Source organism: Cytobacillus sp. FSL R5-0377 (genome assembly GCF_038004385.1).
GTDB lineage: Bacteria > Bacillota > Bacilli > Bacillales > Cytobacillaceae > Cytobacillus.
Genome location: NZ_JBBORA010000001.1, coordinates 4,351,893 through 4,372,223 on the forward strand (window position 1 = coordinate 4,351,893; position 20,331 = coordinate 4,372,223).

At 41.0% G+C, this 20,331-nt stretch carries 28 protein-coding genes, 1 pseudogene and 2 riboswitches; of the genes and pseudogenes, 23 read left to right on the top strand and 6 right to left on the bottom strand.

Annotated elements, in window-relative coordinates; genetic code table 11:
* The first annotated feature begins 89 nt into the window (after positions 1 to 89).
* The 8 genes from NSQ49_RS22185 to NSQ49_RS22220 all read left to right on the top strand — a co-directional run bounded on the left by NSQ49_RS22185 (position 90) and on the right by NSQ49_RS22220 (position 5,077).
* Entirely contained in the window at positions 90 to 428 is a 339-nt protein-coding gene (locus tag NSQ49_RS22185; RefSeq protein WP_251284435.1) for a YolD-like family protein, read from the top strand.
* 56 nt (positions 429 to 484) lie between these two features.
* Positions 485 to 994: a DUF3231 family protein gene (locus tag NSQ49_RS22190; protein WP_311315947.1), complete on the top strand. Its 510-nt coding sequence runs from the start codon at positions 485 to 487 to the stop codon at positions 992 to 994.
* Positions 995 to 1,055: 61 nt separating this feature from the next.
* Positions 1,056 to 1,517: a DUF3231 family protein gene (locus NSQ49_RS22195; protein ID WP_311315946.1), complete on the top strand. Its 462-nt coding sequence runs from the start codon at positions 1,056 to 1,058 to the stop codon at positions 1,515 to 1,517.
* 148 nt (positions 1,518 to 1,665) lie between these two features.
* Positions 1,666 to 2,217, top strand: coding sequence for an MEDS domain-containing protein (locus NSQ49_RS22200; RefSeq protein WP_251284434.1), 552 nt, complete (start codon positions 1,666 to 1,668; stop codon positions 2,215 to 2,217).
* A 20-nt stretch (positions 2,218 to 2,237) separates the two neighbouring features.
* Positions 2,238 to 2,996, top strand: coding sequence for a GNAT family N-acetyltransferase (locus tag NSQ49_RS22205; RefSeq protein WP_159862930.1), 759 nt, complete (start codon positions 2,238 to 2,240; stop codon positions 2,994 to 2,996).
* A 199-nt stretch (positions 2,997 to 3,195) separates the two neighbouring features.
* Positions 3,196 to 3,819 carry a YhbD family protein gene (locus NSQ49_RS22210; protein ID WP_159862931.1) on the top strand — a complete coding sequence of 208 codons (624 nt, stop codon included), beginning with the start codon at positions 3,196 to 3,198 and terminating at the stop codon, positions 3,817 to 3,819.
* 11 nt (positions 3,820 to 3,830) lie between these two features.
* Positions 3,831 to 4,550, top strand: coding sequence for a polymer-forming cytoskeletal protein (locus NSQ49_RS22215; protein WP_251284433.1), 720 nt, complete (start codon positions 3,831 to 3,833; stop codon positions 4,548 to 4,550).
* 326 nt (positions 4,551 to 4,876) lie between these two features.
* Positions 4,877 to 5,077: a hypothetical protein gene (locus NSQ49_RS22220; protein ID WP_251284432.1), complete on the top strand. Its 201-nt coding sequence runs from the start codon at positions 4,877 to 4,879 to the stop codon at positions 5,075 to 5,077.
* Positions 5,078 to 5,089: 12 nt separating this feature from the next.
* Here the strand turns inward: NSQ49_RS22220 and NSQ49_RS22225 are convergent, their stop codons facing one another.
* Positions 5,090 to 5,233, bottom strand: a complete 144-nt coding sequence (locus tag NSQ49_RS22225; RefSeq protein ID WP_396399217.1) for a twin-arginine translocase TatA/TatE family subunit — start codon at positions 5,231 to 5,233, stop codon at positions 5,090 to 5,092.
* A gap of 130 nt (positions 5,234 to 5,363) precedes the next feature.
* Here NSQ49_RS22225 and NSQ49_RS22230 point away from each other — a divergent pair, with 130 nt between their 5' ends.
* The 4 genes from NSQ49_RS22230 to clpP all read left to right on the top strand — a co-directional run bounded on the left by NSQ49_RS22230 (position 5,364) and on the right by clpP (position 8,670).
* Positions 5,364 to 5,570 carry a hypothetical protein gene (locus tag NSQ49_RS22230; protein ID WP_251284431.1) on the top strand — a complete coding sequence of 69 codons (207 nt, stop codon included), beginning with the start codon at positions 5,364 to 5,366 and terminating at the stop codon, positions 5,568 to 5,570.
* Between the two features lie 310 nt (positions 5,571 to 5,880).
* Positions 5,881 to 5,959, top strand: a riboswitch (ZMP/ZTP riboswitch).
* Positions 5,960 to 6,025: 66 nt separating this feature from the next.
* Positions 6,026 to 7,225, top strand: coding sequence for a phosphoglycerate dehydrogenase (locus NSQ49_RS22235; RefSeq protein WP_159862933.1), 1,200 nt, complete (start codon positions 6,026 to 6,028; stop codon positions 7,223 to 7,225).
* Positions 7,226 to 7,387: 162 nt separating this feature from the next.
* The gene (locus NSQ49_RS22240) at positions 7,388 to 8,062 is read left to right on the top strand and encodes a sigma-70 family RNA polymerase sigma factor (protein WP_251284430.1); all 675 of its coding nucleotides are present in this window, start codon (positions 7,388 to 7,390) and stop codon (positions 8,060 to 8,062) included.
* Positions 8,063 to 8,088: 26 nt separating this feature from the next.
* Positions 8,089 to 8,670, top strand: coding sequence for an ATP-dependent Clp endopeptidase proteolytic subunit ClpP (gene clpP / locus NSQ49_RS22245; RefSeq protein ID WP_159862935.1), 582 nt, complete (start codon positions 8,089 to 8,091; stop codon positions 8,668 to 8,670).
* A 45-nt stretch (positions 8,671 to 8,715) separates the two neighbouring features.
* On the opposite strand, the gene NSQ49_RS22250 is transcribed toward clpP, so the two are convergent.
* Positions 8,716 to 9,375, bottom strand: a complete 660-nt coding sequence (locus NSQ49_RS22250) for a GntR family transcriptional regulator (protein ID WP_159862936.1) — start codon at positions 9,373 to 9,375, stop codon at positions 8,716 to 8,718.
* Positions 9,376 to 9,668: 293 nt separating this feature from the next.
* On the opposite strand from NSQ49_RS22250, the gene brnQ reads away from it, so the two are divergent.
* The gene (brnQ, locus tag NSQ49_RS22255) at positions 9,669 to 11,021 is read left to right on the top strand and encodes a branched-chain amino acid transport system II carrier protein (protein ID WP_159862937.1); all 1,353 of its coding nucleotides are present in this window, start codon (positions 9,669 to 9,671) and stop codon (positions 11,019 to 11,021) included.
* Positions 11,022 to 11,152: 131 nt separating this feature from the next.
* A riboswitch (purine riboswitch) is annotated at positions 11,153 to 11,256 on the top strand.
* Positions 11,257 to 11,383: 127 nt separating this feature from the next.
* Positions 11,384 to 12,253, top strand: coding sequence for a 5'-methylthioadenosine/S-adenosylhomocysteine nucleosidase (locus tag NSQ49_RS22260; RefSeq protein ID WP_159862938.1), 870 nt, complete (start codon positions 11,384 to 11,386; stop codon positions 12,251 to 12,253).
* A gap of 205 nt (positions 12,254 to 12,458) precedes the next feature.
* On the opposite strand, the gene NSQ49_RS22265 is transcribed toward NSQ49_RS22260, so the two are convergent.
* Entirely contained in the window at positions 12,459 to 12,770 is a 312-nt protein-coding gene (locus tag NSQ49_RS22265) for a winged helix-turn-helix transcriptional regulator (RefSeq protein ID WP_159862939.1), read from the bottom strand.
* 151 nt (positions 12,771 to 12,921) lie between these two features.
* On the opposite strand from NSQ49_RS22265, the gene NSQ49_RS22270 reads away from it, so the two are divergent.
* The 8 genes and pseudogenes from NSQ49_RS22270 (at position 12,922) to NSQ49_RS22305 (ending at position 17,546) form a co-directional block, all read left to right on the top strand.
* The gene (locus tag NSQ49_RS22270) at positions 12,922 to 13,323 is read left to right on the top strand and encodes a DoxX family protein (protein ID WP_159862940.1); all 402 of its coding nucleotides are present in this window, start codon (positions 12,922 to 12,924) and stop codon (positions 13,321 to 13,323) included.
* Between the two features lie 18 nt (positions 13,324 to 13,341).
* Complete coding sequence (locus tag NSQ49_RS22275) at positions 13,342 to 14,190, top strand: VOC family protein (RefSeq protein WP_251284429.1); 849 nt, start codon at positions 13,342 to 13,344, stop codon at positions 14,188 to 14,190.
* A 17-nt stretch (positions 14,191 to 14,207) separates the two neighbouring features.
* Positions 14,208 to 14,798: an NADPH-dependent FMN reductase gene (locus NSQ49_RS22280; RefSeq protein WP_159862942.1), complete on the top strand. Its 591-nt coding sequence runs from the start codon at positions 14,208 to 14,210 to the stop codon at positions 14,796 to 14,798.
* A 103-nt stretch (positions 14,799 to 14,901) separates the two neighbouring features.
* A pseudogene (locus NSQ49_RS22285) lies at positions 14,902 to 15,629 on the top strand (ZIP family metal transporter).
* Between the two features lie 65 nt (positions 15,630 to 15,694).
* Positions 15,695 to 15,970 carry a YrhK family protein gene (locus NSQ49_RS22290; protein ID WP_159862944.1) on the top strand — a complete coding sequence of 92 codons (276 nt, stop codon included), beginning with the start codon at positions 15,695 to 15,697 and terminating at the stop codon, positions 15,968 to 15,970.
* 77 nt (positions 15,971 to 16,047) lie between these two features.
* A complete protein-coding gene (locus tag NSQ49_RS22295; protein ID WP_251284180.1) occupies positions 16,048 to 16,257 on the top strand; it encodes a DUF2187 family protein in 210 nt (69 codons plus the stop codon).
* A gap of 198 nt (positions 16,258 to 16,455) precedes the next feature.
* On the top strand, positions 16,456 to 17,181 hold the full coding sequence (locus NSQ49_RS22300) for an MOSC domain-containing protein (RefSeq protein ID WP_159862946.1): 726 nt from the start codon (positions 16,456 to 16,458) through the stop codon (positions 17,179 to 17,181).
* Between the two features lie 41 nt (positions 17,182 to 17,222).
* A complete protein-coding gene (locus NSQ49_RS22305; protein WP_159862947.1) occupies positions 17,223 to 17,546 on the top strand; it encodes a YnfA family protein in 324 nt (107 codons plus the stop codon).
* Positions 17,547 to 17,632: 86 nt separating this feature from the next.
* Here NSQ49_RS22305 and NSQ49_RS22310 read toward each other — a convergent pair whose 3' ends face one another.
* The 3 genes from NSQ49_RS22310 to NSQ49_RS22320 all read right to left on the bottom strand — a co-directional run bounded on the left by NSQ49_RS22310 (position 17,633) and on the right by NSQ49_RS22320 (position 18,788).
* Positions 17,633 to 18,121 carry a J domain-containing protein gene (locus tag NSQ49_RS22310; RefSeq protein ID WP_251284181.1) on the bottom strand — a complete coding sequence of 163 codons (489 nt, stop codon included), beginning with the start codon at positions 18,119 to 18,121 and terminating at the stop codon, positions 17,633 to 17,635.
* Between the two features lie 164 nt (positions 18,122 to 18,285).
* Entirely contained in the window at positions 18,286 to 18,528 is a 243-nt protein-coding gene (locus NSQ49_RS22315) for a DUF2164 domain-containing protein (RefSeq protein WP_159862949.1), read from the bottom strand.
* A 95-nt stretch (positions 18,529 to 18,623) separates the two neighbouring features.
* The gene (locus tag NSQ49_RS22320; protein WP_159862950.1) at positions 18,624 to 18,788 is read right to left on the bottom strand and encodes a hypothetical protein; all 165 of its coding nucleotides are present in this window, start codon (positions 18,786 to 18,788) and stop codon (positions 18,624 to 18,626) included.
* A gap of 90 nt (positions 18,789 to 18,878) precedes the next feature.
* Here NSQ49_RS22320 and NSQ49_RS22325 point away from each other — a divergent pair, with 90 nt between their 5' ends.
* Entirely contained in the window at positions 18,879 to 19,841 is a 963-nt protein-coding gene (locus tag NSQ49_RS22325) for a LacI family DNA-binding transcriptional regulator (RefSeq protein ID WP_159862951.1), read from the top strand.
* Positions 19,842 to 20,331 lie beyond the last annotated feature (490 nt).

Below are 20,331 nucleotides of genomic sequence, written 5' to 3' on the forward strand. Positions count from 1 at the left end.
TTATCCAAATGAACCAACTTAAGCAATTTCTAATTTTTTGGTTTAAAAACAGAACAAATGTTCTATAATAGGGTATGGAGGGATTTATTATGCCGCTAAAAGATAGAGGAAAAATAAAATGGCAGCCTGCTCACTTCATGCCGGAACATCGGGCGATGCTAAAGAATTTGGAAAGGGAACAACTGGCGCAAAGCAAGCCCAAAATTGATGAATACGAATTGGAGGAGTTTGAAAACAAAATTCATTATGCAATGGAATTTGCTTTTCAGTTGAAAGTAAAAGTCTGGAGGGAAGGATTTTTCCGCGAGTATAAAGGGAGAATAAACAGACTGGATGGCATAAGCAGAAAGATCTATATGGAATTGGAGAGCGGGGATCTTGAGAAGATCAGCTTTGACGAAATAGCCGGGGCAGTAGTGGAAGAATGAATAATCTTTGTTAGATGGTGAAAAGCTATTTGAAAAATGACCAATAGGAGCTGTTTATGTATAAGCTGAAGCCGCTAAAGCTCAAAACAGAAAAATTTGATAAGGGCCAAAAGCTGACCTCTGCGGAAATGGGTAAGCTGTGGGCAACGTATATGGGGAATAGCATGTCAGCAAATATTCTGCGCTATTTCCTTAAGCATGTTGAAGACAAAGATATTAAATTTGTCCTCCAAAACGGGCTTTATTTAAGTGAATCTTTTTTGAATGATATATCAGCTATTTTAGAACAGGAAGATTTTCCGATTCCCATAGGCTTTACAGACAAGGATGTTAATCTTGATGCTCCAAGACTGTTTGAAGACGAATTTTTTTTGCATTACATAAAATATGCAGCCAAGGCGGGATTAAGCCTGTACGGGGTCGCAATACCTTTAGTTATGAGGGAAGATGTTCTTGATTTTTTTATGAGTGCATCAAAGACAACTGGGGAGCTTCTGGTACAGATCAACAAGGTGTTAATCGAAAAGGGCTTGCTCATAAAGCCTTCCCTGGCTGCGTGTGCCTAATAAAGTGAAATTTATAGAAAATCCAAGTTATTTTAAAGGTTTTTTAGGAGAGGTGCGGCCATTGCATGCACTCGAAATAACACATTTATACGATAATATAGAAAATAACGTCACCAGCAAAGCGCTCTTAATCGGCTTTTCGCAGGTAGCAAAAGATGTAAAGGTACAAAACCTGCTAATAAAAGGATTGGAGATAACAGAAAAAACAGTCGACCAGTTGAGAGAAAAGCTTCATAAAGAGAATTTGCCGTCTCCCTCGGTATTAGACCATTTAGTTACAGATTCTGCATTTGCTCCTTTTTCCGATAAATTGATGCTGTTCCATAAGGCAGACATGTTCTCCATGAAAATCAGATCATTTGCCAATTCGGCTGCTGTTAATGGAAGACGGGATCTGGCTCTTCTTTATGCTAAGTCTATCATGAAAGTAACTGCATTTTCAGAAGACGCTGGGAATTTAATGATTCAGAAAAGCTGGCTTGAACAGCCTCCTCACGCGGAGAATAACTCTATGGGGAATTAGTTTAATATTGCAGCAGACTCGGGGAACTCTCCCCGGGTTTTTATATTGACCGCAAAACCTGCATAATTTTCAATTTTTAGATATAATGGAGGAAAGGAGTGAGCGGTATATTACATCAAACATTTTTTCGTTATAAGGGGACTTATCAATGAATGAATTGTTAACGGATTTAATTGAGGATATGCAAAAGTCTAACGGAGGCCATATTCTTTACCACTATGATGACATGGATTGCTATATCCAAAATGCTGTCTCCTACATAACTGCCGGTATAAGATGCGGCGGACATGTCTTGTTTGTGGATAATGACCGCCATTATTTTCATATTGATAAAGAATTAACTAATTTGTTAGGAAAAGAGGAATTAAGCAGGGTTCACTTTATGAATAATTATGATTTTTATTACTCCAACGGTAATTTTAATCCTGATACAGTGTTCAGTTTTTTTCTTAAAAACATTCAGCCTTATTTAGATAGAAGCCATAAGATATTTACATGGGGTCTGGTCGAATGGGGAAATGTGAAGGACTACATTCCATTAGTGGAACAATATGAAAAGAATATAGACAAAGCCATTGCTCAGCAGGGCCTGATTTCCCTGTGTGCCTATGATAACTGCAGCACCCCTCTGGAATTAAAGGAAAGTCTGCTGCGCTGTCATGATGTGCTTATAACAGATAAAGAGTATAAATACCTTTAAAATAATTGCAGGAGAAACCGATGGAAAAGATTACTTTTCAAGATATTTATAAACCGGGACATACAGTTCTCGAAAATGCACTATTTATTCACAACCATAACCCTGACATGCTCCTTCAGTATGACAGCAATTTTATTTCCTTTAAAAGAATGCCTTCCGTTCAGGAGTTTGAGGAGGCGCATCAGTATCTGCGGGATTTTCATCAGAAATATGGCCAAAAGCATGTTAGATTTTATTTTCCGGATGACGAGGAGCTTTCTGAAGAGCTTTTGGCGTACTTTCAGAAAGATGAGGATTATACAATTGGCTTCTTAGAGTTATTTGCCATCCTTCCGGGTGATTTTCCGGAAGTCCATGTAAAGGAAGAAATCATAGTGGAAAATGTTACGGATGAAACATGGAATGATTATTTGGAATTTCAGTATGAGCATGATTCGGTCTATGGGGAAACTTTTGCAGAGAAAAAGAAGGCACAGCATCTTAGAAATTACAGAGATAAAAGCATTCAGCAGTTTATTGCATTCTATAAGGGGAAAGCTGCCGGTTCAGTTGATGTCATAATTAAAGAACGAACAGCTGAAATTGATGGATTGATGGTCCATGAGGAATTTCAGAAAAAAGGCATCGGCAGCCGCCTGCAGAAATCAGTGATGGATCAGTTTAAGGATAGAACAATCATTCTTGTCGCTGATGGAGATGATACCCCAAAAGAAATGTACCGCAGGCAAAATTACCTGTATTTAGGAAAGCAGTATAACCTATTAAAAGTATACGAATAAAGGGAGAACCTGGTTCTTATGGAGCCAGGTTTTTTTGTGTGAATAGAACATTGTTTCACTTAAAAAGATACAAATACTATTGATTTCCCACTAAAATACGAATTTTTTGTCGAAAAAACCCATGAAATTAAGAAGAAAATAATATTTTAAACGTAACAGTGTTATGTTACAATCAAATTAACAGAAAGGAGTCCTGGAATTGAGCGATGAATTAATTTCTAAAAAAGAGGTATTGGATTTAACGGGTATTTCATATGGCCAGCTTTACCGATGGAAAAGGAAGAACCTGATACCTGAGGATTGGTTTGTCCGTAAATCAACTTTTACAGGACAGGAGACATTTTTTCCAAAAGAAAAAATTCTCGAACGGGTTGAAAAGGTGCAGAAGATGAAGGATAGTCTCTCATTGGATGAGCTTGCTGATTTGTTTTCACTAAGTGCTTCAAATCTAAAGCTGACAAAAGAGAGTCTAATTGAAAAAGGAATCGTTTCTGAGCCTGTTATGAATATCTTTCTTGAAACACAGGGGGAAATGAACGAATTCAATTATCATGAAGTCCTGAAGCTTTATATTCTTTCCAACTTGCTGGAAGCGGGGGATATCCATATGGAGGAAGGGAAGATGCTTCTTCAGCTGCTGAATGATCATCAAAAAATACTGCAGCAGCCAAAGGCTGTGATTTGCTTCATACGAAAACTCGGGATATCCAGCTGTCTGGTTTCAATGAGCGGGGAAGGGGTCCTTCTTGAAAAAGGAACAAAATTGGCTGCCTCTATATCGATAGAGCAGTGTGCAGAAGAATTAAAATCTAAATTGACTTAGGAGGAATTGCGTTGGAAACGAAAGCACTGGGGAACTTAATCATTAATGGAGTTGGATCGGTTAATGGCGGAGCTTTTCATAAAGTTGAGATCAATGGTAAGGGAACAGTAAATAATGACATAGAATGTGAGAAATTCAATTGCAATGGCACCGGCACAATCCATGGAAACGTAAAAACCGAAAAAGGAAAAATCAGCGGTGCAGCCAAGATACATGGTGCAGTTAAAGCTGAAACCTTATCGGTCAATGGCTCTGCCTCCATTTCAGAAGCTGTCCTGTGCCAAAAGCTTGAGGTAGCCGGCAGCTCCTCTATCGGAGGCTCTGCAAAAAGTGATGAAATGGTAATAAACGGGAAAGCGAAAATTGCAGGAGACTGTGAAGCAGAGGTTTTCCGTGCAGAAGGGGCATTTAAGATAGAAGGTTTGCTGAATGCCGAAACAATTGATATTAAACTATTTGGAGAAAGTAAAGCGAAAGAGATTGGCGGAAGAGTCATAAAAGTAGCACAGCATAGAGAAAGCCTGTTCAAATTGATTAAATCAATCTTCCCCCTCAAGCTTGAGGCAGAATTAATTGAAGGGGATGACATCGAACTCGAGGGCACCTCAGCTCTGGTCGTCAGAGGGAAAAATGTCAAGATCGGCAAAAATTGCGAAATTGGACTTGTGGAATACTCTGGTGAGTACGAGTGTTCACCAGATTCTGAGGTAAAGGAATCACGGTTAATATAAATGCTGAAACCTAACCCTGCTGGTTAGGTTTTCTTTCTTTTGTTAAAAAATGTTTTTGCAATGGCTGCTGCTATTTGAATGAACTTACTGAGTTGATTGTATCGGGAGCATCAGGTAGTAAGATTCCGAAGCACGCATACACATCCCTTCGCTGCAATCAAGGAGCAGCCTTTATAAGTGAAAAACAACAATTATACCCAAAGAGCATATTGAAATTCCTAGCATCTACAGGAATTATTAGGTTAATAAGATTCCATTTTTTTCATTGTGTTAAAATAATCGTAAGCTAATGATTACGCACGAGGCTTTAAAAAGGAGGTCAGTTTATGTTTAGTTTTAATACCTTTAAAGATTTACGCTATTGGATTCTCTTTTTCCCGTATGTCCTCATCTTAATTGGTTTTGTTGTATTTTCATCAGGTTATCCGTATGCCTGGTTGTTTGTCTCCTTGTATGCAGGAGTATTTTGGGGGCATTACCATTTATGGAAGTATCTCGATGAGAAACGAATGAAAAATCGCAAATAATAATAAAAACGCTCAGATTATGAGAGTTTCTTTATGGTGTTCGTGTCTTGTATTCTCACCGACTGCTTTGCCTAGTTGAGGCAGTTTAGGTGGTCCGGTTAAGATTAGTGCGATAGCTAAAATTACAATTAAACCTGGAATACCGATGCTTGCCACAAATAACTCACTCCTATTTTTTAATAGCATAGAAAATGCCGATTTTAACTGAGGTTGGACGTTATCATTGTTTCTTGCTGCCATTAACAGGCAGCTGTCTTTAAATGCTTAAAAGGAGTTTATATTTATTATGAACAGAAAATCAATCCGGATCGTTTTAATGATTTTGATGTCAGCCATTTTTTTAGCCTATGCAGTTTACGTTTTTGTCTCCCCAGGTGTCAAGGAATTCACGTTTCTTACCGTTGTAGGCATCATAGGAGTTGTTTTTTCCTTAATAATTACCTATCAAGGAGCAGAGTGGTTATCGTTCATTTTTACGGCACTTCCTCTATAACTGCACTCGGTATCCTTTTTTGTCTATTCTATCCTGGATTCGAATACATTCCTTAAGATGGCATTATTCTTTCTAGCTGCTATTTATCTCATTCGTCTTGTTGAAGCAGGATGGAAAAAAGAAAATAAAATAAATCACTAACTTGTAGAATAGCAGTTTTTCATAAATCATCTGTTCTCCTGCATAATGTACAAAATCAGAAAAATATACTTTACTATTCCTCTAAAAAAATAATTTAATTTTTTTATAATGTAAGCGCTTTAGTAGGTTGAAGTTTTCAGAAGACTTTGATAAGATTTAAAAAACCGAAAAGGCTATGTGTAACTGGCGAGACGCGGATAACCGCGGGGGAGCACATAGTGTCGAAGCCGTTCGCCTGGGCAGAGGTAAGGGATTCTACCCTTGCCTCTTTCTGTTTAAAATCTGACAAAGTTAGTTGAAAAGGGGAGAATCGAGTGAGTATCATGACTTTAGACAAAGTGCAGACCATTAAAACACTAAATGCCATTGCGCCAAGCGGTCTGGAAGTGTTTAACAAGGATTATTTTACTATTGATAATGAAAGCGACAATCCTGATGCGATTGTTCTTCGCAGCTTTAATATGCATTCAATGGAATTTGGGGATCAATTAAGAGCAATCGCCCGTGCGGGTGCAGGCGTGAATAATATCCCGGTGGAGAAATGCACTGAGCAGGGAATTGTCGTGTTTAATACACCTGGTGCTAATGCGAATGCTGTTAAAGAAATGGTGCTTACTTGCTTAATGGCGTCATCACGGAATCTTTTTGCCGGCATCGCCTGGACGAAAACGCTGAAAGGTGAAGGAGAACAGATCCCTAAGCTTGTAGAAGCAGGGAAGAAGCAATTTGTCGGGAAAGAAATTAAAGGCAAAACACTCGGCGTCATCGGGTTAGGAGCAATCGGGGCACTTGTGGCCAATGATGCACTTGAACTTGATATGGATGTTATTGGCTTTGATCCATTCATTTCTGTCGATACGGCCTGGAATCTGTCCCGCAATGTACAGCGTGCCATGAGCATTGAGCAGGTGTTTGCAGAATCTGATTACATCACTGTCCATGTTCCGTTAACCGATGATACAAGGGAAATGTTCAATGAAGCTGCGTTTGGCATGATGAAAAAGGGTGTTCACATTCTCAATTTCTCACGCGGAGAGCTTGTGAATGAAGCTGATATGACAGCTGCCCTTGAAAGCGGAAAAGTGGGCAAATATATTACAGATTTCCCAAATGAGAATATCCTGAAAATGAAAAACGCAGTGGCCATTCCGCACCTTGGTGCATCAACAAAAGAATCAGAGGAAAACTGCGCAGTCATGGCAGCAAGACAGGTGAAGCACTTCCTTGAAACAGGCAATGTCAAAAACTCAGTGAATTTCCCAAATGCTGCGCTTCCTTACACCGGCAAGCGGCGTGTTACTGCTTTTCATAAAAACATTCCAAACATGGTCGGCCAAATCACCCTTGCCATTTCAAGCTACCAGCTTAACATCGCAGACATGGTGAACCGCAGCCGCGGTGAATATGCGTATACCATGATTGATATCGACAATAAAGTCAATGGCGATGTGATTCCTGGATTGCTTGAACAGATTAATCAGATTGAAGGCATTATCACATCACGGGTTATATAAAAATGCAGCCTCAATTCCGCCGGGATTGAGGCTTTTTTGTATCTGCACAGTATAGTTTCGTCGATGCTAAGAATAAACTGATAAAAATTTAAATCCCCCGTATCTTTTTGCTTTCTTATCCCGTTATAGAGGCAGAGATGTATTAAAGGAGTGAGCAGGTTTATGAAGCATGGGAAAGTTCAGGCTGAATCAAGTAATTCCTTCAAGCAGAGGGAAAGCTGTATGGCAGATATCTATCCTTCACTGCAGAGATATAGCCGGTTTCTTGCACAAAACCGCTGGGATGGGGACGATCTGGCTCATGAAGCAATCGTCCGCGCCTATAAAAATTATGCCCCTGAGAAAATTAATCAGGCGCTTTTAAAGAAGATTGTTTACAATTGCTGGATTGACACTCTTCGAAATAGAAAGCGGGAGCAGCTGGAGGAGTCCCCTGAAGGTGAAAAGAGGAATTCCAGCTCGACTGAAGGAGAAGCAGTCAGCCATCTAATAAATCGGCTGACCGCAAAGCAGGCCGTTATTTTTACAATGAAGGAAGGGTTCCGATACAAAACAAAAGAAATTGCAGATATCCTTCAGACTACTGAATTTGCAGTGAAGTCCACGCTGAACCGTGCACGGAAGCGGCTTCAGCATCCGGTTGAAGATAAGTCTTTAGAAGCTTTTGCAAATGAGGAGGAAGAAAAGCTTTTTCAACTGTTGCATCATTCAGTGGCATCAGAGGACCCATCCATCCTTATAAAGTCGATTCCTTTCCTGCAATCTCTGGAAAGCCATGCGAAGAAGCCTGTTCTGCGTGTTTCATCTCCTTCTAATACTCTCTGTATGGCGGCATAGATCCGCAAAGAACAGGAGGGATACAGATGACAGCAATACCATATGTCATTGAGCAGTCCAGCAGGGGAGAACGCTCCTACGATATTTACTCACGGCTTTTGAAAGACCGAATTATCATGATTGGTGAAGAAATCAATGATTCCGTTGCCAATAGTGTGATTGCGCAGCTGCTATTTCTTGCAGCGGAATCCCCTGATAAGGATATTTCGCTTTATATTAATAGTCCTGGCGGTTCTACAACTGCAGGGTTTGCCATCTTTGACACCATCCAATATATAAAGCCAGATGTCCGGACGATTTGCACAGGAATGGCAGCATCCTTTGGAGCGATGCTTCTGCTTGCAGGGAAAAAGGGCAAGCGCTACAGTCTGCCGAACAGTGAGATCATGATTCACCAGCCGCTTGGAGGAGCAAGAGGGCAGGCTACTGAAATCGAAATTTCGGCGAAGAGGATTTTAAAACTGAGGGAGCACATAAATGGAATAATTGCAGATAGAACCGGCCAGCCAGCAGAAAAAGTAGCACGGGACACGGACCGCGATTACTTCATGACAGCCGAAGAAGCAAAGGAATACGGGATTATCGATGAAATAATTTATAAAAGCTAGATAAATAGAAAAAGCAGCCGTTGGAGGCTGCTTTTTTGAGTTTGATCATTTTTCAACAGAGTAGTACTCGTCAATCGCACGAAGCCAATTAACACGAGCAATATGCCCGGCCTTTTCTCTGTCTTTTTGTTCAAATGCTTTTAATATATCTTCATGTTCTTGAATGGAACGTTCTTTTAAAATAATGGTTTTATTATAGTATAGCCGCATGACATGAGCCTGCAGCATGGAAGCTGTATTCGAAATATATGGATTTTCTGCAAGGTCAATAATGATATTATGAAACTTCTCATCCTTTTTCAAAGCTGTGAAGGTATCTCCTGCCATTAAAGCTTTAGCGAATTTATGGTTAATATCCCGAAGAATATTAATGGTTTCCTGGCTGACAACAGGTGCGGCCAGTTCAGCTGCAAGCGCCTGCAGCACACCTAAAGGAGGCAGGATCTTGCTGATATCTTCAGGGTTCACTGAAGTAACTTGAGTTCCTACACCCGGAAACATTTCGACAAATCCCTGAACATTTAGCAGCTGAAGCGCTTCTCTGATAGGCGTTCGGCTGACTCCTAATGCTTTGGCAAGATCAGCGTCATTCAATTTTTCCTTCGGCTGAAGTGTGCCGTCAATAATCCACTCCTGGATTTGGGAGAAGGCGCGATCTTTAGCGGATATACGGGTAGGTGATGAATAATTGGAGGGTATCGGCATAGCTGTAACCACCTTTTCATATCTTGCAATTTTGCTAGGATTTTAAAGTTATTTCCAATAGATATATATTTAGTATATAGAAGAAACTTGAAAAATTCAATATATCGCATGATTCGACAAAAAGTTTTATGCGATATATTGCATAACCATTTTGAATATGTTATCTTGAGTTATGCAATATATTACTAGCGTGAAAAAATAAAAATATTACAGTGCTGTAATTTTTCAGAAGATTTAAATTCAATAGACTGTTAGTATTGTATAACTTATCCACATTAATAGGAGGAAATGAAATGAACAGCAAAATACCATTATCATATATTGTGACAGTTGGTTTTATGCTCTTTGCCTTATTTTTCGGGGCAGGAAACTTAATTTTCCCTGCAATGCTTGGCCAGTCGGCAGGTACAAATGTATGGTCAGCGAATGCGGGCTTCATTATTACAGGCGTAGGCTTGCCGCTCCTGGGAATAATGGCTTTGGGCTTTTCGGGAAAAAGTGATCTTCAATCATTGGCAAGCCGTGTAAATCCAGTGTTCGGACTAGCTTTTACAGTAGCCCTATACTTATCAATTGGACCGCTTTTTGCCATACCGAGAACAGCTACAGTTTCATTCGAGATCGGCATTAAGCCTTATCTATCAGAAGGAAGTAGTTCAATCGGCTTAATTATAACTTCAATTATCTTCTTTGGAATTACAGCATTTTTCTCTTTGAACTCTTCAAAGATTGTTGATATTGTAGGAAAATATCTAACACCAATTCTTTTAATTGTAATTGCCGTTTTGATCGGTGCTGCATTCATTAATCCAATGGGTGCATTCCAGGCTCCGACTGAAGCTTATTTGAACGGTGCGTTCTTTAAAGGTTTCCAGGAAGGTTATCTGACAATGGATGCTCTTGCAGCATTTGTATTTGGTATCATTGTCGTAAATGCAGTAAAGGAAAAAGGCGCTGCAACCAAAAAAGATATTATGGTATCCATTGCTAAAGCAGGTTTAATTGCTTCAGGTCTTTTAGCACTTATTTATACATCGCTTTCCTTTATTGGAGCGTCAAGTGTCAGCGGTCTGGGAGCATTGGATAATGGCGGTGCTGTTCTATCAGGTGCGTCTTCACATTACTTTGGCTCCTTAGGTGCACTGCTTTTAAGTGTTATTGTATTTGGTGCATGTTTGACTACCAGCATCGGTCTGATTACAGCTTGTTCTTCATACTTCAATAAATTGATGCCAAAAGTGTCTTACAAAATGTTTGTAATTGTTTTATCCATTTTCAGTACAATTTTTGCCAACTTTGGATTAAGTGAACTGATTGCCATTTCCGTACCTGTATTGGTTGGAATCTATCCATTAGCAATTGCACTGATGGCTCTTACATTCCTTCATCCGATTTTCAAAGGAAGGAAAGAAGTTTATCAGGGAAGCATGCTTTTCACCTTCGTGGTAAGTTTGTTTGATGGTTTAAATGCAGCAGGCATTACATTCGCGCCAATCAATGACCTATTTACTGCTATTCTCCCTTTATATGATGTTGGATTAGGGTGGATCATCCCATCCTTAGCAGGTGGTATTATTGGTCTTGGTGTTGCTGCCATAAAGGGCGGCAGCCAGTCAAATTCTTCTGATGCGAAGAAAGCTGCATAATAAGTGCGACCTCCAGTTTTTAGCTGGAGGTTTTTTGTGGAATTGCGAATCACGAATGTTAAATAGTATTATTGGACTAAATGTTCGTTTTTAGGTTGCGTTCAAACGAATTATTTGTTATATTAGCAAAGTAAATTATGAATTTAATCACTCGTATATGCTCGGTAATATGGTCTGAGCGTTTCTACCTGGTTCCCATTGAAAGAACCGGACTACGGGTTAAAGTATAGAAAAGCTGTATACTATTGCAGCTGCTTTAACTCTATGGTCTGGAAGGTAGAAATCATTCTGCTTTTTTCAGGCCTTTTTCTATTACCAGCCCTGCGGGTACATCAGACAACAGGAGAAGGGGAGAACATAATATGAAAAAGAAATTAGCATCAATCGCTGCAGTTGCAGTCATGTCTGTATCTATGCTTGCAGGGTGCACTTCAGCACCAAAATTTGAAACAGAGGCAGAAGGAGCCCAAAAACCAATCCTTATCCAAGGGCCAATGCCGATTGAGGCAGAAAAATTTGCCCAGCGATTAGACAAGGTTAAAATTGAAAAATCAGGGAACTTTGTTTTCTATAAAGGAAAATTGGACAAGTATCCAGTCATCGTTGCAAAGACAGGTAAGGGCATGGAAAATACAGCAGCCGCTACCGCGATCGCTATTGAAAAATATGATCCTGCTGCCATCATCAATCAGGGAACTTCAGGCGGCCATGATCCGAGCTTGAATGTGTATGATATTGTATTAGGCGAAAGAACAGTCAATATCGGATCTATGAAAACTGGGAATTTGGAAAAAGGAGAAGGAATCGAACCAACCAATTGGATTCCGATGGACCTGATGGCTTCTGAAGGAAGTGCAGGGGAAGACCCTAATGCGGAAAAGATCCGCTACTTTGAAGGCGATGAAGATCTGCTGGCCGCAGCCAAAGCTGTAAAAGATAAGTATACAAAAGGTAAAGTAGTTGAAGGAACGATTGGTTCTGCAGACCTTTGGAACAATGAAGTAGACCGCATCAACTGGTTCCACGAAAACTACGAAACATCCGTGGAAGAAATGGAAGGTGCCGCAGCAGCGCAGATTGCAGGAGCATATGATGTTCCATTCATGGGAATTCGCGTCCTCTCCAATAACAAGACAAACGGGGGCAAATACGATCCCAATACTGCAGCAGCAAACCAGGATTATGTATATGAAGTTGTGAAGCAGTATATTAAAGAGGTTAAGGGTAAATAATTAGAAATCGGTAATTGGAGTTGTAAGGGATTCGGACACTATTAGCGGAAATCTAGGGTTTAGAGTCAGAACCTGATCTACCTTTGGACACAAAGGGCGAAAATTCAGTTTTCTAAGTCCGAATTCCGGCACAAATTCAGCCATAACCTGCCACCAAAATAATAAGTCAAAAAAAGAGTCTTCCCCCAGCGGGAAGACTCTTTTTTTATGCTTCTAACCAGGTCTGCGACCATTTTTCTATTTCTTTCATTAACGGCTCCATCGCAAGGCCTTTTTCTGTTAGGGAATATTCAATCCTTACAGGAGTTTCAGGGTAGACATTGCGTTTTACGACTCCCTCATTTTCCAGGTCTTTTAGCCGGTCTGAAAGAACTTTGCCGCTTATCCCGATAGAGGATTCGATGCTGCAGAACCGCTGTGGCCCGTTAAGCAACTGATAGATGATCAATCCGGTCCAGCGCTGGCTCAAGATGCCGATGGCTTTTTCGAATCTTGGACATATTAGTGATTTCTCCATCCTTATCACTCCTTGTTTACTTATTATAAGTATAAACCAAAAATTATTAAATAACTAATAATAAAATAATTACTTGACGACACTAAATTTAAATAATATACTAACTTACATAAAGTAAGTAACTAACGCAATTAACCAAGGAGGAATCAACATGAACAAAAACGAATTAGGCCAGTTCATTCTGCGTGCTATTTTAGGATTTATTTTCTTTATTCATGGATTATCAAAATTTCAGGGAGGCATCAGCAATACAGCCGGTTTCTTCGACAGTATTGGCATTCCTGGCTTTATGGCTTATATTGTCGCCGTGGTCGAGCTGGCAGGGGGCATAGCGCTTATTTTGGGCATCGGCACAAGAATAGTTTCAGTGTTATTTGCTGTTATCATGCTGGTAGCTATCTTTACTGCTAAATTGCCTCTAGGTCTTTTAGGGAATGGCCAAATGGCCGGGTATGAATTGGATGTAATTCTGCTTGCCGCATCGATTTATTTTGTTTTAGCGAAGGAATCACCGCTGTCACTTGGGAGCAAGTTACAATCAACGGCAAAATAACAGGAGGAGTAAACTAATATGAACTTTCATCAAAAACCGATTACCTTTGTTGCGCAGGTTAATATCAAGGTTCAGGATCTGCAGCGGTCCCTTGCATTCTATCAAGACGTAATCGGATTTAAAGTGCTAACTCAAACAGATAGAGCTGCCGAGCTTACTGCTGATGGCAAAACAGCATTGCTTACGATCGAACAGCCTGAAAACGCTGAACCTAAAATGGGAAGAACAACTGGTTTGTATCATTTCGCTCTGCTGCTGCCAAAGCGCACAGATTTGGCTAAAATCGTTCGCCATTTCGTTGAGAAAGGGATTCAAATCGGTTCCTCTGATCACCTTGTCAGTGAGGCGCTCTATTTGTCTGATCCGGATGGCAATGGCATAGAAATATATATTGACCGCAGCCCCTCGGATTGGACTTGGAAGAATGGGGAAGTCATGATGACCGTCGACCCGCTGGACTTTCCTGACCTGCTTTCCATAGGGCAGCAGCAGTCATGGAAGGGCTTGCCCGCTGAAACGGTCATGGGACATATTCATTTACATGTGGCTGAAATGGCGAATACCGAGAAATTTTACACAGAGGGACTTGGGTTTGAAGTGGTCTGCCGATATGGCAGTCAGGCATTATTCATTTCAAGTGGAAAATACCATCATCACATTGGGTTGAATACATGGAATGGGGTTGGAGCTCCGAAGCCTTCAGAAAATAGTGCGGGTCTTCAATCCTTCAAGCTCATTTATGAAAACGAAGCAGCAATAGATCAGGCAGTAGAAAATCTGAAAAGTCTTGGCGCGCCTGCAGCAGTAGAAAATAACCAGGTGATTACGAAGGACCCTTCAGGAAATCGAATTATTTTAGGAGTTTAAATAAGGTGGTGTGAGTCATGGGTTTTTTAGCTAAACTATTTGGAAAAAAATCTAAGGAGGCAGAAACAATGAGCGAAAAATTAAACATCGGAATTATTTTAGGAAGCACACGTCAGGGGAGAGTCAGCCCACAGGTCGGTTCATGGGTAAAAGAAATTGCTGATAAACGCGGGGATGCCAATTATGAGATTGTAGATATAGCAGATTTCAAATTGCCATTCTTAGGTGAAGCGGATTCGCCAGGAATTGCAGCATGGAATGAAAAGATTAACAGTCTGGATGGATTCATCTTCATTGTTCAGGAATACAACCACAGTATTACAGGGGCGTTAAAAAATGCACTTGATCTGGCCCGTGAACCTTGGAATAATAAAGCCGCTGGAATTGTAAGCTATGGGTCAACAGGCGGGGCGCGGGCTGCTGAACATCTGCGTGGGATTATGGGAGAATTAATGATCGCTGATGTCCGCACACATCCAACCTTATCCTTATTTACTGATTTTGAAAATGGCACAGTATTTAAACCTCAAGATCTTCATCTCAATAATGTGAACGCAATGATGGACCAGGTGATTACCTGGAGCGGGGCATTAAAAACCATTAGATAAAGCAAAAGCAGAACCCTCGAGGTTCTGCTTTTTTTATCTAATCGGTTTTAGCGTGGACTAAAAGGAAATAATTAAACAAAACAAAGTGAAGGGGGTGGGCCTGGTGTGGAATGCTGCATTTTGGGGTGCAGTTTCAGGTTCAGCCGTCCTGTTAGGCGCACTGGCAGCGATGCTTCTACCTATTAGAAAAAATTGATCGGTTACATAATGGCATTCGGTACTGGAGTTCTGATTGGCGCAGCATCATATGAACTTCTTGGGGAGTCTGTCCATAAAGGAGGGCTGCTGCCGACCGGCATTGGATTTTTGGCTGGTGCTGTCACCTTTACACTCTTTGATATCCTGATTTCCAAGAAAGGAGCCCAGCACAGAAAAAGATCAGGCCATAAAGCAGCAGCCAGCAGCGGAATTGTTCTTTTCGCGGGAACTATGATGGATGCCATCCCAGAATCGATCATGATTGGAACAAGCCTGCTTGAAGCAGATTCGGTCAGCTTTCTTTTGGTTACCGCCATTTTTATCAGCAACTTTCCAGAGGGCCTTTCAAGTACTTCAGGAATGAAAAAAAGCGGTTATTCTACACAGAAAATCATTCTCCTTTGGAGTTCGGTTTTTGTCATTTCAGGAATGGCATCAATGGCTGGATACATATTTTTGGCTGGAGCATCAGAGATGGTGCTGTCAGGAATTGCAGGTTTTGCAGGGGGCGCCATTATTGCAATGGTTGCGTCCACTATGATGCCTGAAGCCTTTGAAGACAGCGGTCCGGTAACAGGATTTATTGCAGCAATTGGTCTGCTGGCATCATTGGTCCTGGATTATTTTTCTTGAAATTTTCCCAAAATCATGAATGTTTGGCACCTTATGTGGAAAAGGCAAAACAGGGGGTGTGATTCATGAAGATCAAAAATATTGTGAGGGAACAGCAGGAGGATGTGCATATTGAGATAGGCGGCTACAAAATGGTCATTGAAAAGCGATATCAGGTTGTTTCGTTTATCAATGATCTGCTCCTCGGTGTTTTATATTTAACCGGAAGTATATTATTTTTAACAGATGTCAGCCAGACGGTTTCAATAAGTTTTTTCCTCGCAGGCAGCATTATGATGATCATCCGGGCAGGCTTAAATATTCTGAAGGATCTTCATATTAAAAAGATAACAGGAAAATAAAACGGGTTTTGCGGTTGGCCAAAACGGCAATACTAGCGACATAGTTAAAAATATATTATTTTTAAAGGAGAATCGAGATGGCTGAAGAAACAGATAAGGTAAGCATTGGAAAGAAAGCAGATGTTGGCGATACAATTAGCATCATAAGCGGTTCTGAAAAAGGAAAAAAAGGCAGAGTAGTCGTGGTACGGGATAACTCAGTTATTGTAGAGCTAGGGATCAATCCGAAAAAGGATGAACCCATCAAAACGGTGATCAGCCATAAGCGCTACAAAGTCGTTAAATAATGGGGGAGGTGCAGGAAATGAAACCTGATGCAAAACGGACCTCTGCTTCTATACCTCCTGAAGTCCGGGAAAAAATTATTAAGTTAGACAGGGATGAAAAAGCAAAGCGGCAGACAAAGCGGCCGCAGTAATAGGATTTTCCATGATAGACGAATTTGCTGTCATGGAATTTTTTATTGAATGGGGGAGTTGATAGAAATGCTGATTGGACATATTAGGGAGATTGTCCGCTATCCGGTGAAAAGCTTTCATGGAGAAAGCGTGAATAAAACGAATGTAATGAGCTATGGTCTGTATGGGGACCGCAGTCATGCCTATCTGGATGAGTCCAGGCCAGGAAAATACCTGACGATTACACAGTTTCCCGGGATGGTGCGGTATAAGGCAGAGTTTATAGGGGAGGAAAACCGGGATAAATATCCCCATGTAAGGATTACAGCTCCTGACGGAAAACAGGTCCCCTGGGATGATGAACGATTGATTAAAGAAATAGAAGAACATTCTTCTGCAGAAATTACCCCAGTGCAATATAGCCCTATACATGTTCCAGAAGGAGCAATTGAAGAAGAGAATATATTAATAGTGACAGACGCTTCTCTAAAGAAAATGAAAGAGCTATGGGGAAAAGAGAAGCTGGACTTTCAGCGGTTTCGCCCGAATCTGGTGCTCTCCCTGGTAAAAGATGAACCTTTCCTGGAGGATCAGTGGTTTGGGAAGAACATGAAGATTGGCCATGTGGAGTTAAAAGTGAAGCGCCATTGCGAACGGTGCATGATTATTACAGTAGACCCTGAAACCGGGGATAGGGATCCAAGTCTGCATAAAAAAGTGATCCGTGAAAGGAATAATTACTTCGGTGTGTATGCCTCCGTTCTGAAAACAGGTGAGATTGCAGCAGGGGATGAGGTTTACCTTTTTGAGTAACTTCATGTAAACTAGAAGCAAATGTTTTTGGGAGTGTACATATGTTTCAGGCTATTGGGTTATTTATATTGGCCGGTGTTGCTGAAATTGGCGGCGGCTATTTAATTTGGCAGTGGATACGAGAAGGAAAGCCCTTTTCATGGGGATTCGCAGGGGGATTCATCCTTGCATTATATGGTGTTATTGCAGCATTCCAGGCCTTCCCTTCATTTGGAAGGGTGTATGCTGCATATGGAGGTGTTTTTATCATTCTGTCCATTTTATGGGGTTGGGGCATAGACAAAAAAATACCTGACTTTTATGACTGGCTTGGTGCAGGCATTTGTCTTATTGGGGCATCTGTAATCCTGTTTGCCCCCCGCTAATAAAAACAAATAGCCCAGTTGATGGCTGGGCAATTTCTTAAATATTCAAAGCTGGTTTATCTAGAATATAATGTATAATACAACCTTTAAAATATGTTTTTATAATGTTCATTAAACACCTTGAAAAGTCTTTCATCTCCACCGCGGTCAGGATGGAGGGCTTTCAATAGTTTTTTGAACTCTTTTCGGATGATTTGCAGATCCTCATCAGGCTTAAGGCCGAGCAGCTTGGCAGGCTGAATTTTATCATCGGCAATCATTTTTTGTGCCTGAACCATTTTCTTTAATGACTTCACTTTGGATTCCTCTATTTGGACACGGGTATTCAGGATTTCAATTTGCCCTTTCAGGTCTTTAACCTGCAGCAGGACTCCTTCAAGCTTTTGCCGATGCAGCTTTTCTTTTTCCTGGATGATAAAATCAGCGAGATCCTTCATCTTTATGGAGTAGCTGATTTGCCTGCGCGCGCTTCGTTCCGCTATTATTTTTCCTTCTTCTATCCACCGCTCAACGTCTTTGCCATTCGCCTTTATTCCGGATTTTTGTATTTGTGCAACAGCATCAGTAATGTTCATTTTTCTTGCTCGCTCTCTATAAAATCTATACAGCAGTCAAAATAATCATATCACTGATCACTTTCAGAAAAATGACAGGGGAATGACATAGTATTAAAGTTTATTTACATGATTATTGCTGAATGAAAAAGAACCACCCTTTATAGGTGATTCTTTGGCAGAAATTACTTTACAGGACGTTCAAGCGTCAGGATCTCATCCTCCATCGAAGCATATTGCTGTTCCACAACATGCTTTACATCAGCGACGGCTGCATTGTAGAAATGCGGTGCCAATGATTCCTTAACAAAATCCAGTACTCTTTCTGCAGCGAACTCAGATAGATCTTCATCTCTTTCCTCAGAAAAGAAAATCTGGATATCCTCAATCATCCTTTGATGCTGCTCTTTTGTCATTTTTATAAACACGCCAAGCCTTCCTTTCGGGTTAGGATATATGCTACTATACAGGGAATTTTCATAAAATGGGAGGGCGAATTTGAAAGGCAGAGGAAAAAGAAAACCTATGCCTCATCCCCGTAGACATTAAATAAAGAGCTGTAGTAATCTTTTACATAAGTGTTCTTGTTTGCCTTCTTTTTCGGATAAAGGGAAATAGGAATGGCTGACAGGGCAAGAATAGAACTGCATAGTAAAACCAGATAGAATATTCCAGATAGAATGAACATGAAGGAAACCTCCTTTTAGTTGTTAAGAAAAGCTTAATTTATGAAACGCATTTCATAGCAAGAAAAAAAGTGAAAAAAACAGGTGGGTTTATGGCAAATATTAAAGATATCGCTAAAAAGGCAGGAGTTTCAGTTACAACGGTTTCGAGGGTGCTCAATAATCATCCTTATGTGAAGGAGGATAAGAGGGAAGCGGTCTTGCAGGCGATGGAGGACTTCAATTATCAGCGAAATATCAATGCAGTCCATTTGAGCAAAGGGGAGACCCTTCTTATTGGTGTGGTTGTTCCTTTTACCAATCACCCTTATTTTGGTCTGCTGGTAGAAGGGATTGCCAATGAAGCCATGAAAAACAACTATAAACTGGTTCTTTTTCAAACGAATTACGAGGAAGACAGAGAAATCGAAGCGTTAAAAATGCTGCAGCATAAGCAAATTGATTCCTTAATCATCTGTTCAAGAATCTGCGGCTGGGAGGTTATCAACCAGTTCACCGAGTATGGCCCTATCGTCCTTTGTGAAGATGCAAGGAATCAGAAGGTGTCCTCAACCTATATCGACCACTATTTGACGTTCACTAATGCTTTAGAGTATTTACATCATAAAGGGCATCACAAAATCGGGTACTGCATTGGAAGAAGATCAGGCGCCAACAGCAGACAGCGTGCAAAAGCCTATGCAGATTTTTTAACCCGGATTGGGGCGTCTTATAATGAAGAATATATCTTTAACGAGTGTCTGAATTTTGAGCATGGAGAAGAAGTGGTTCAGCGGTTATTGAACATGGATAATCCACCAAGTGCGCTGCTGGTAACAAGTGATTTAGCTGCAAGCGGAATCGTCACATCCTCCAGGGAAAAAGGAATTCGAATACCCGGAGATCTTGCCATAATGGGATTTGATAACCAGCCGATCGCCAAAATCATGCATATCACCACACTTCAAATCCCGCTTGTGGAAATAGGAAAAAAGCTGATGCTTCAAGCGATCGATAGGGAAAGCCGTTCTCACGAGGAGATACCGGTGAAGCTGATTGAACGGGAGACTGTTTAGGGGGGACACGCTGGGCTGGCAGTGGAACTTGGAGTTTTTTTGGACAGCAAAGTGTGCAGCGTTTGAGCTAGAAGCATGAGCTGTTTGGAAATTGAGTCGGTAATTGGAGCGACTTCGGACGCAGAAAGCTGAAAACGGAGTGATAGAGTCCGACCAGGAGCAAGTTTGGACACAGCGCACCGGAAACCCGGGATTTGAGTCCGAAGTTGGAGCAACTTCTGACAAAGCGCGCCGGAAACCCGGGATTTGAGTCCAAAGTTGGAGCAACTTCTGACACAACACGCCGGAAACCCGGGATCTGAGTCCGAACCTGGAGCAACTTCTGACACAACACGCCGGAAACCCGGGATCTGAGTCCGAACCTGGAGTAACTTCTGACACAACACGCCGGAAACCCGGGAACTGAGTCCGAACCTGGAGCAACTTCTGACAAAGCGCGCCGGAAACCCGGGAACTGAGTCCGAACCTGGAGCAACTTCTGACAAAGCGC

Bases quoted from the DNA above. Each gene is read 5' to 3' on its own strand.
- NSQ49_RS22185 (WP_251284435.1), top strand. From the start codon at position 90: ATGCCGCTAAAAGATAGAGGAAAAATAAAATGGCAGCCTGCTCACTTC.
- NSQ49_RS22190 (WP_311315947.1), top strand. From the start codon at position 485: ATGTATAAGCTGAAGCCGCTAAAGCTCAAAACAGAAAAATTTGATAAG.
- NSQ49_RS22200 (WP_251284434.1), top strand. From the start codon at position 1,666: ATGAATGAATTGTTAACGGATTTAATTGAGGATATGCAAAAGTCTAAC.
- NSQ49_RS22205 (WP_159862930.1), top strand. From the start codon at position 2,238: ATGGAAAAGATTACTTTTCAAGATATTTATAAACCGGGACATACAGTT.
- NSQ49_RS22220 (WP_251284432.1), top strand. From the start codon at position 4,877: ATGTTTAGTTTTAATACCTTTAAAGATTTACGCTATTGGATTCTCTTT.
- NSQ49_RS22230 (WP_251284431.1), top strand. From the start codon at position 5,364: ATGAACAGAAAATCAATCCGGATCGTTTTAATGATTTTGATGTCAGCC.
- NSQ49_RS22240 (WP_251284430.1), top strand. From the start codon at position 7,388: ATGAAGCATGGGAAAGTTCAGGCTGAATCAAGTAATTCCTTCAAGCAG.
- clpP (WP_159862935.1), top strand. From the start codon at position 8,089: ATGACAGCAATACCATATGTCATTGAGCAGTCCAGCAGGGGAGAACGC.
- NSQ49_RS22250 (WP_159862936.1), bottom strand. From the start codon at position 9,375: ATGCCGATACCCTCCAATTATTCATCACCTACCCGTATATCCGCTAAA.
- brnQ (WP_159862937.1), top strand. From the start codon at position 9,669: ATGAACAGCAAAATACCATTATCATATATTGTGACAGTTGGTTTTATG.
- NSQ49_RS22260 (WP_159862938.1), top strand. From the start codon at position 11,384: ATGAAAAAGAAATTAGCATCAATCGCTGCAGTTGCAGTCATGTCTGTA.
- NSQ49_RS22265 (WP_159862939.1), bottom strand. From the start codon at position 12,770: ATGGAGAAATCACTAATATGTCCAAGATTCGAAAAAGCCATCGGCATC.
- NSQ49_RS22270 (WP_159862940.1), top strand. From the start codon at position 12,922: ATGAACAAAAACGAATTAGGCCAGTTCATTCTGCGTGCTATTTTAGGA.
- NSQ49_RS22275 (WP_251284429.1), top strand. From the start codon at position 13,342: ATGAACTTTCATCAAAAACCGATTACCTTTGTTGCGCAGGTTAATATC.
- NSQ49_RS22280 (WP_159862942.1), top strand. From the start codon at position 14,208: ATGGGTTTTTTAGCTAAACTATTTGGAAAAAAATCTAAGGAGGCAGAA.
- NSQ49_RS22290 (WP_159862944.1), top strand. From the start codon at position 15,695: ATGAAGATCAAAAATATTGTGAGGGAACAGCAGGAGGATGTGCATATT.
- NSQ49_RS22295 (WP_251284180.1), top strand. From the start codon at position 16,048: ATGGCTGAAGAAACAGATAAGGTAAGCATTGGAAAGAAAGCAGATGTT.
- NSQ49_RS22300 (WP_159862946.1), top strand. From the start codon at position 16,456: ATGCTGATTGGACATATTAGGGAGATTGTCCGCTATCCGGTGAAAAGC.
- NSQ49_RS22305 (WP_159862947.1), top strand. From the start codon at position 17,223: ATGTTTCAGGCTATTGGGTTATTTATATTGGCCGGTGTTGCTGAAATT.
- NSQ49_RS22310 (WP_251284181.1), bottom strand. From the start codon at position 18,121: ATGAACATTACTGATGCTGTTGCACAAATACAAAAATCCGGAATAAAG.
- NSQ49_RS22320 (WP_159862950.1), bottom strand. From the start codon at position 18,788: ATGTTCATTCTATCTGGAATATTCTATCTGGTTTTACTATGCAGTTCT.
- NSQ49_RS22325 (WP_159862951.1), top strand. From the start codon at position 18,879: ATGGCAAATATTAAAGATATCGCTAAAAAGGCAGGAGTTTCAGTTACA.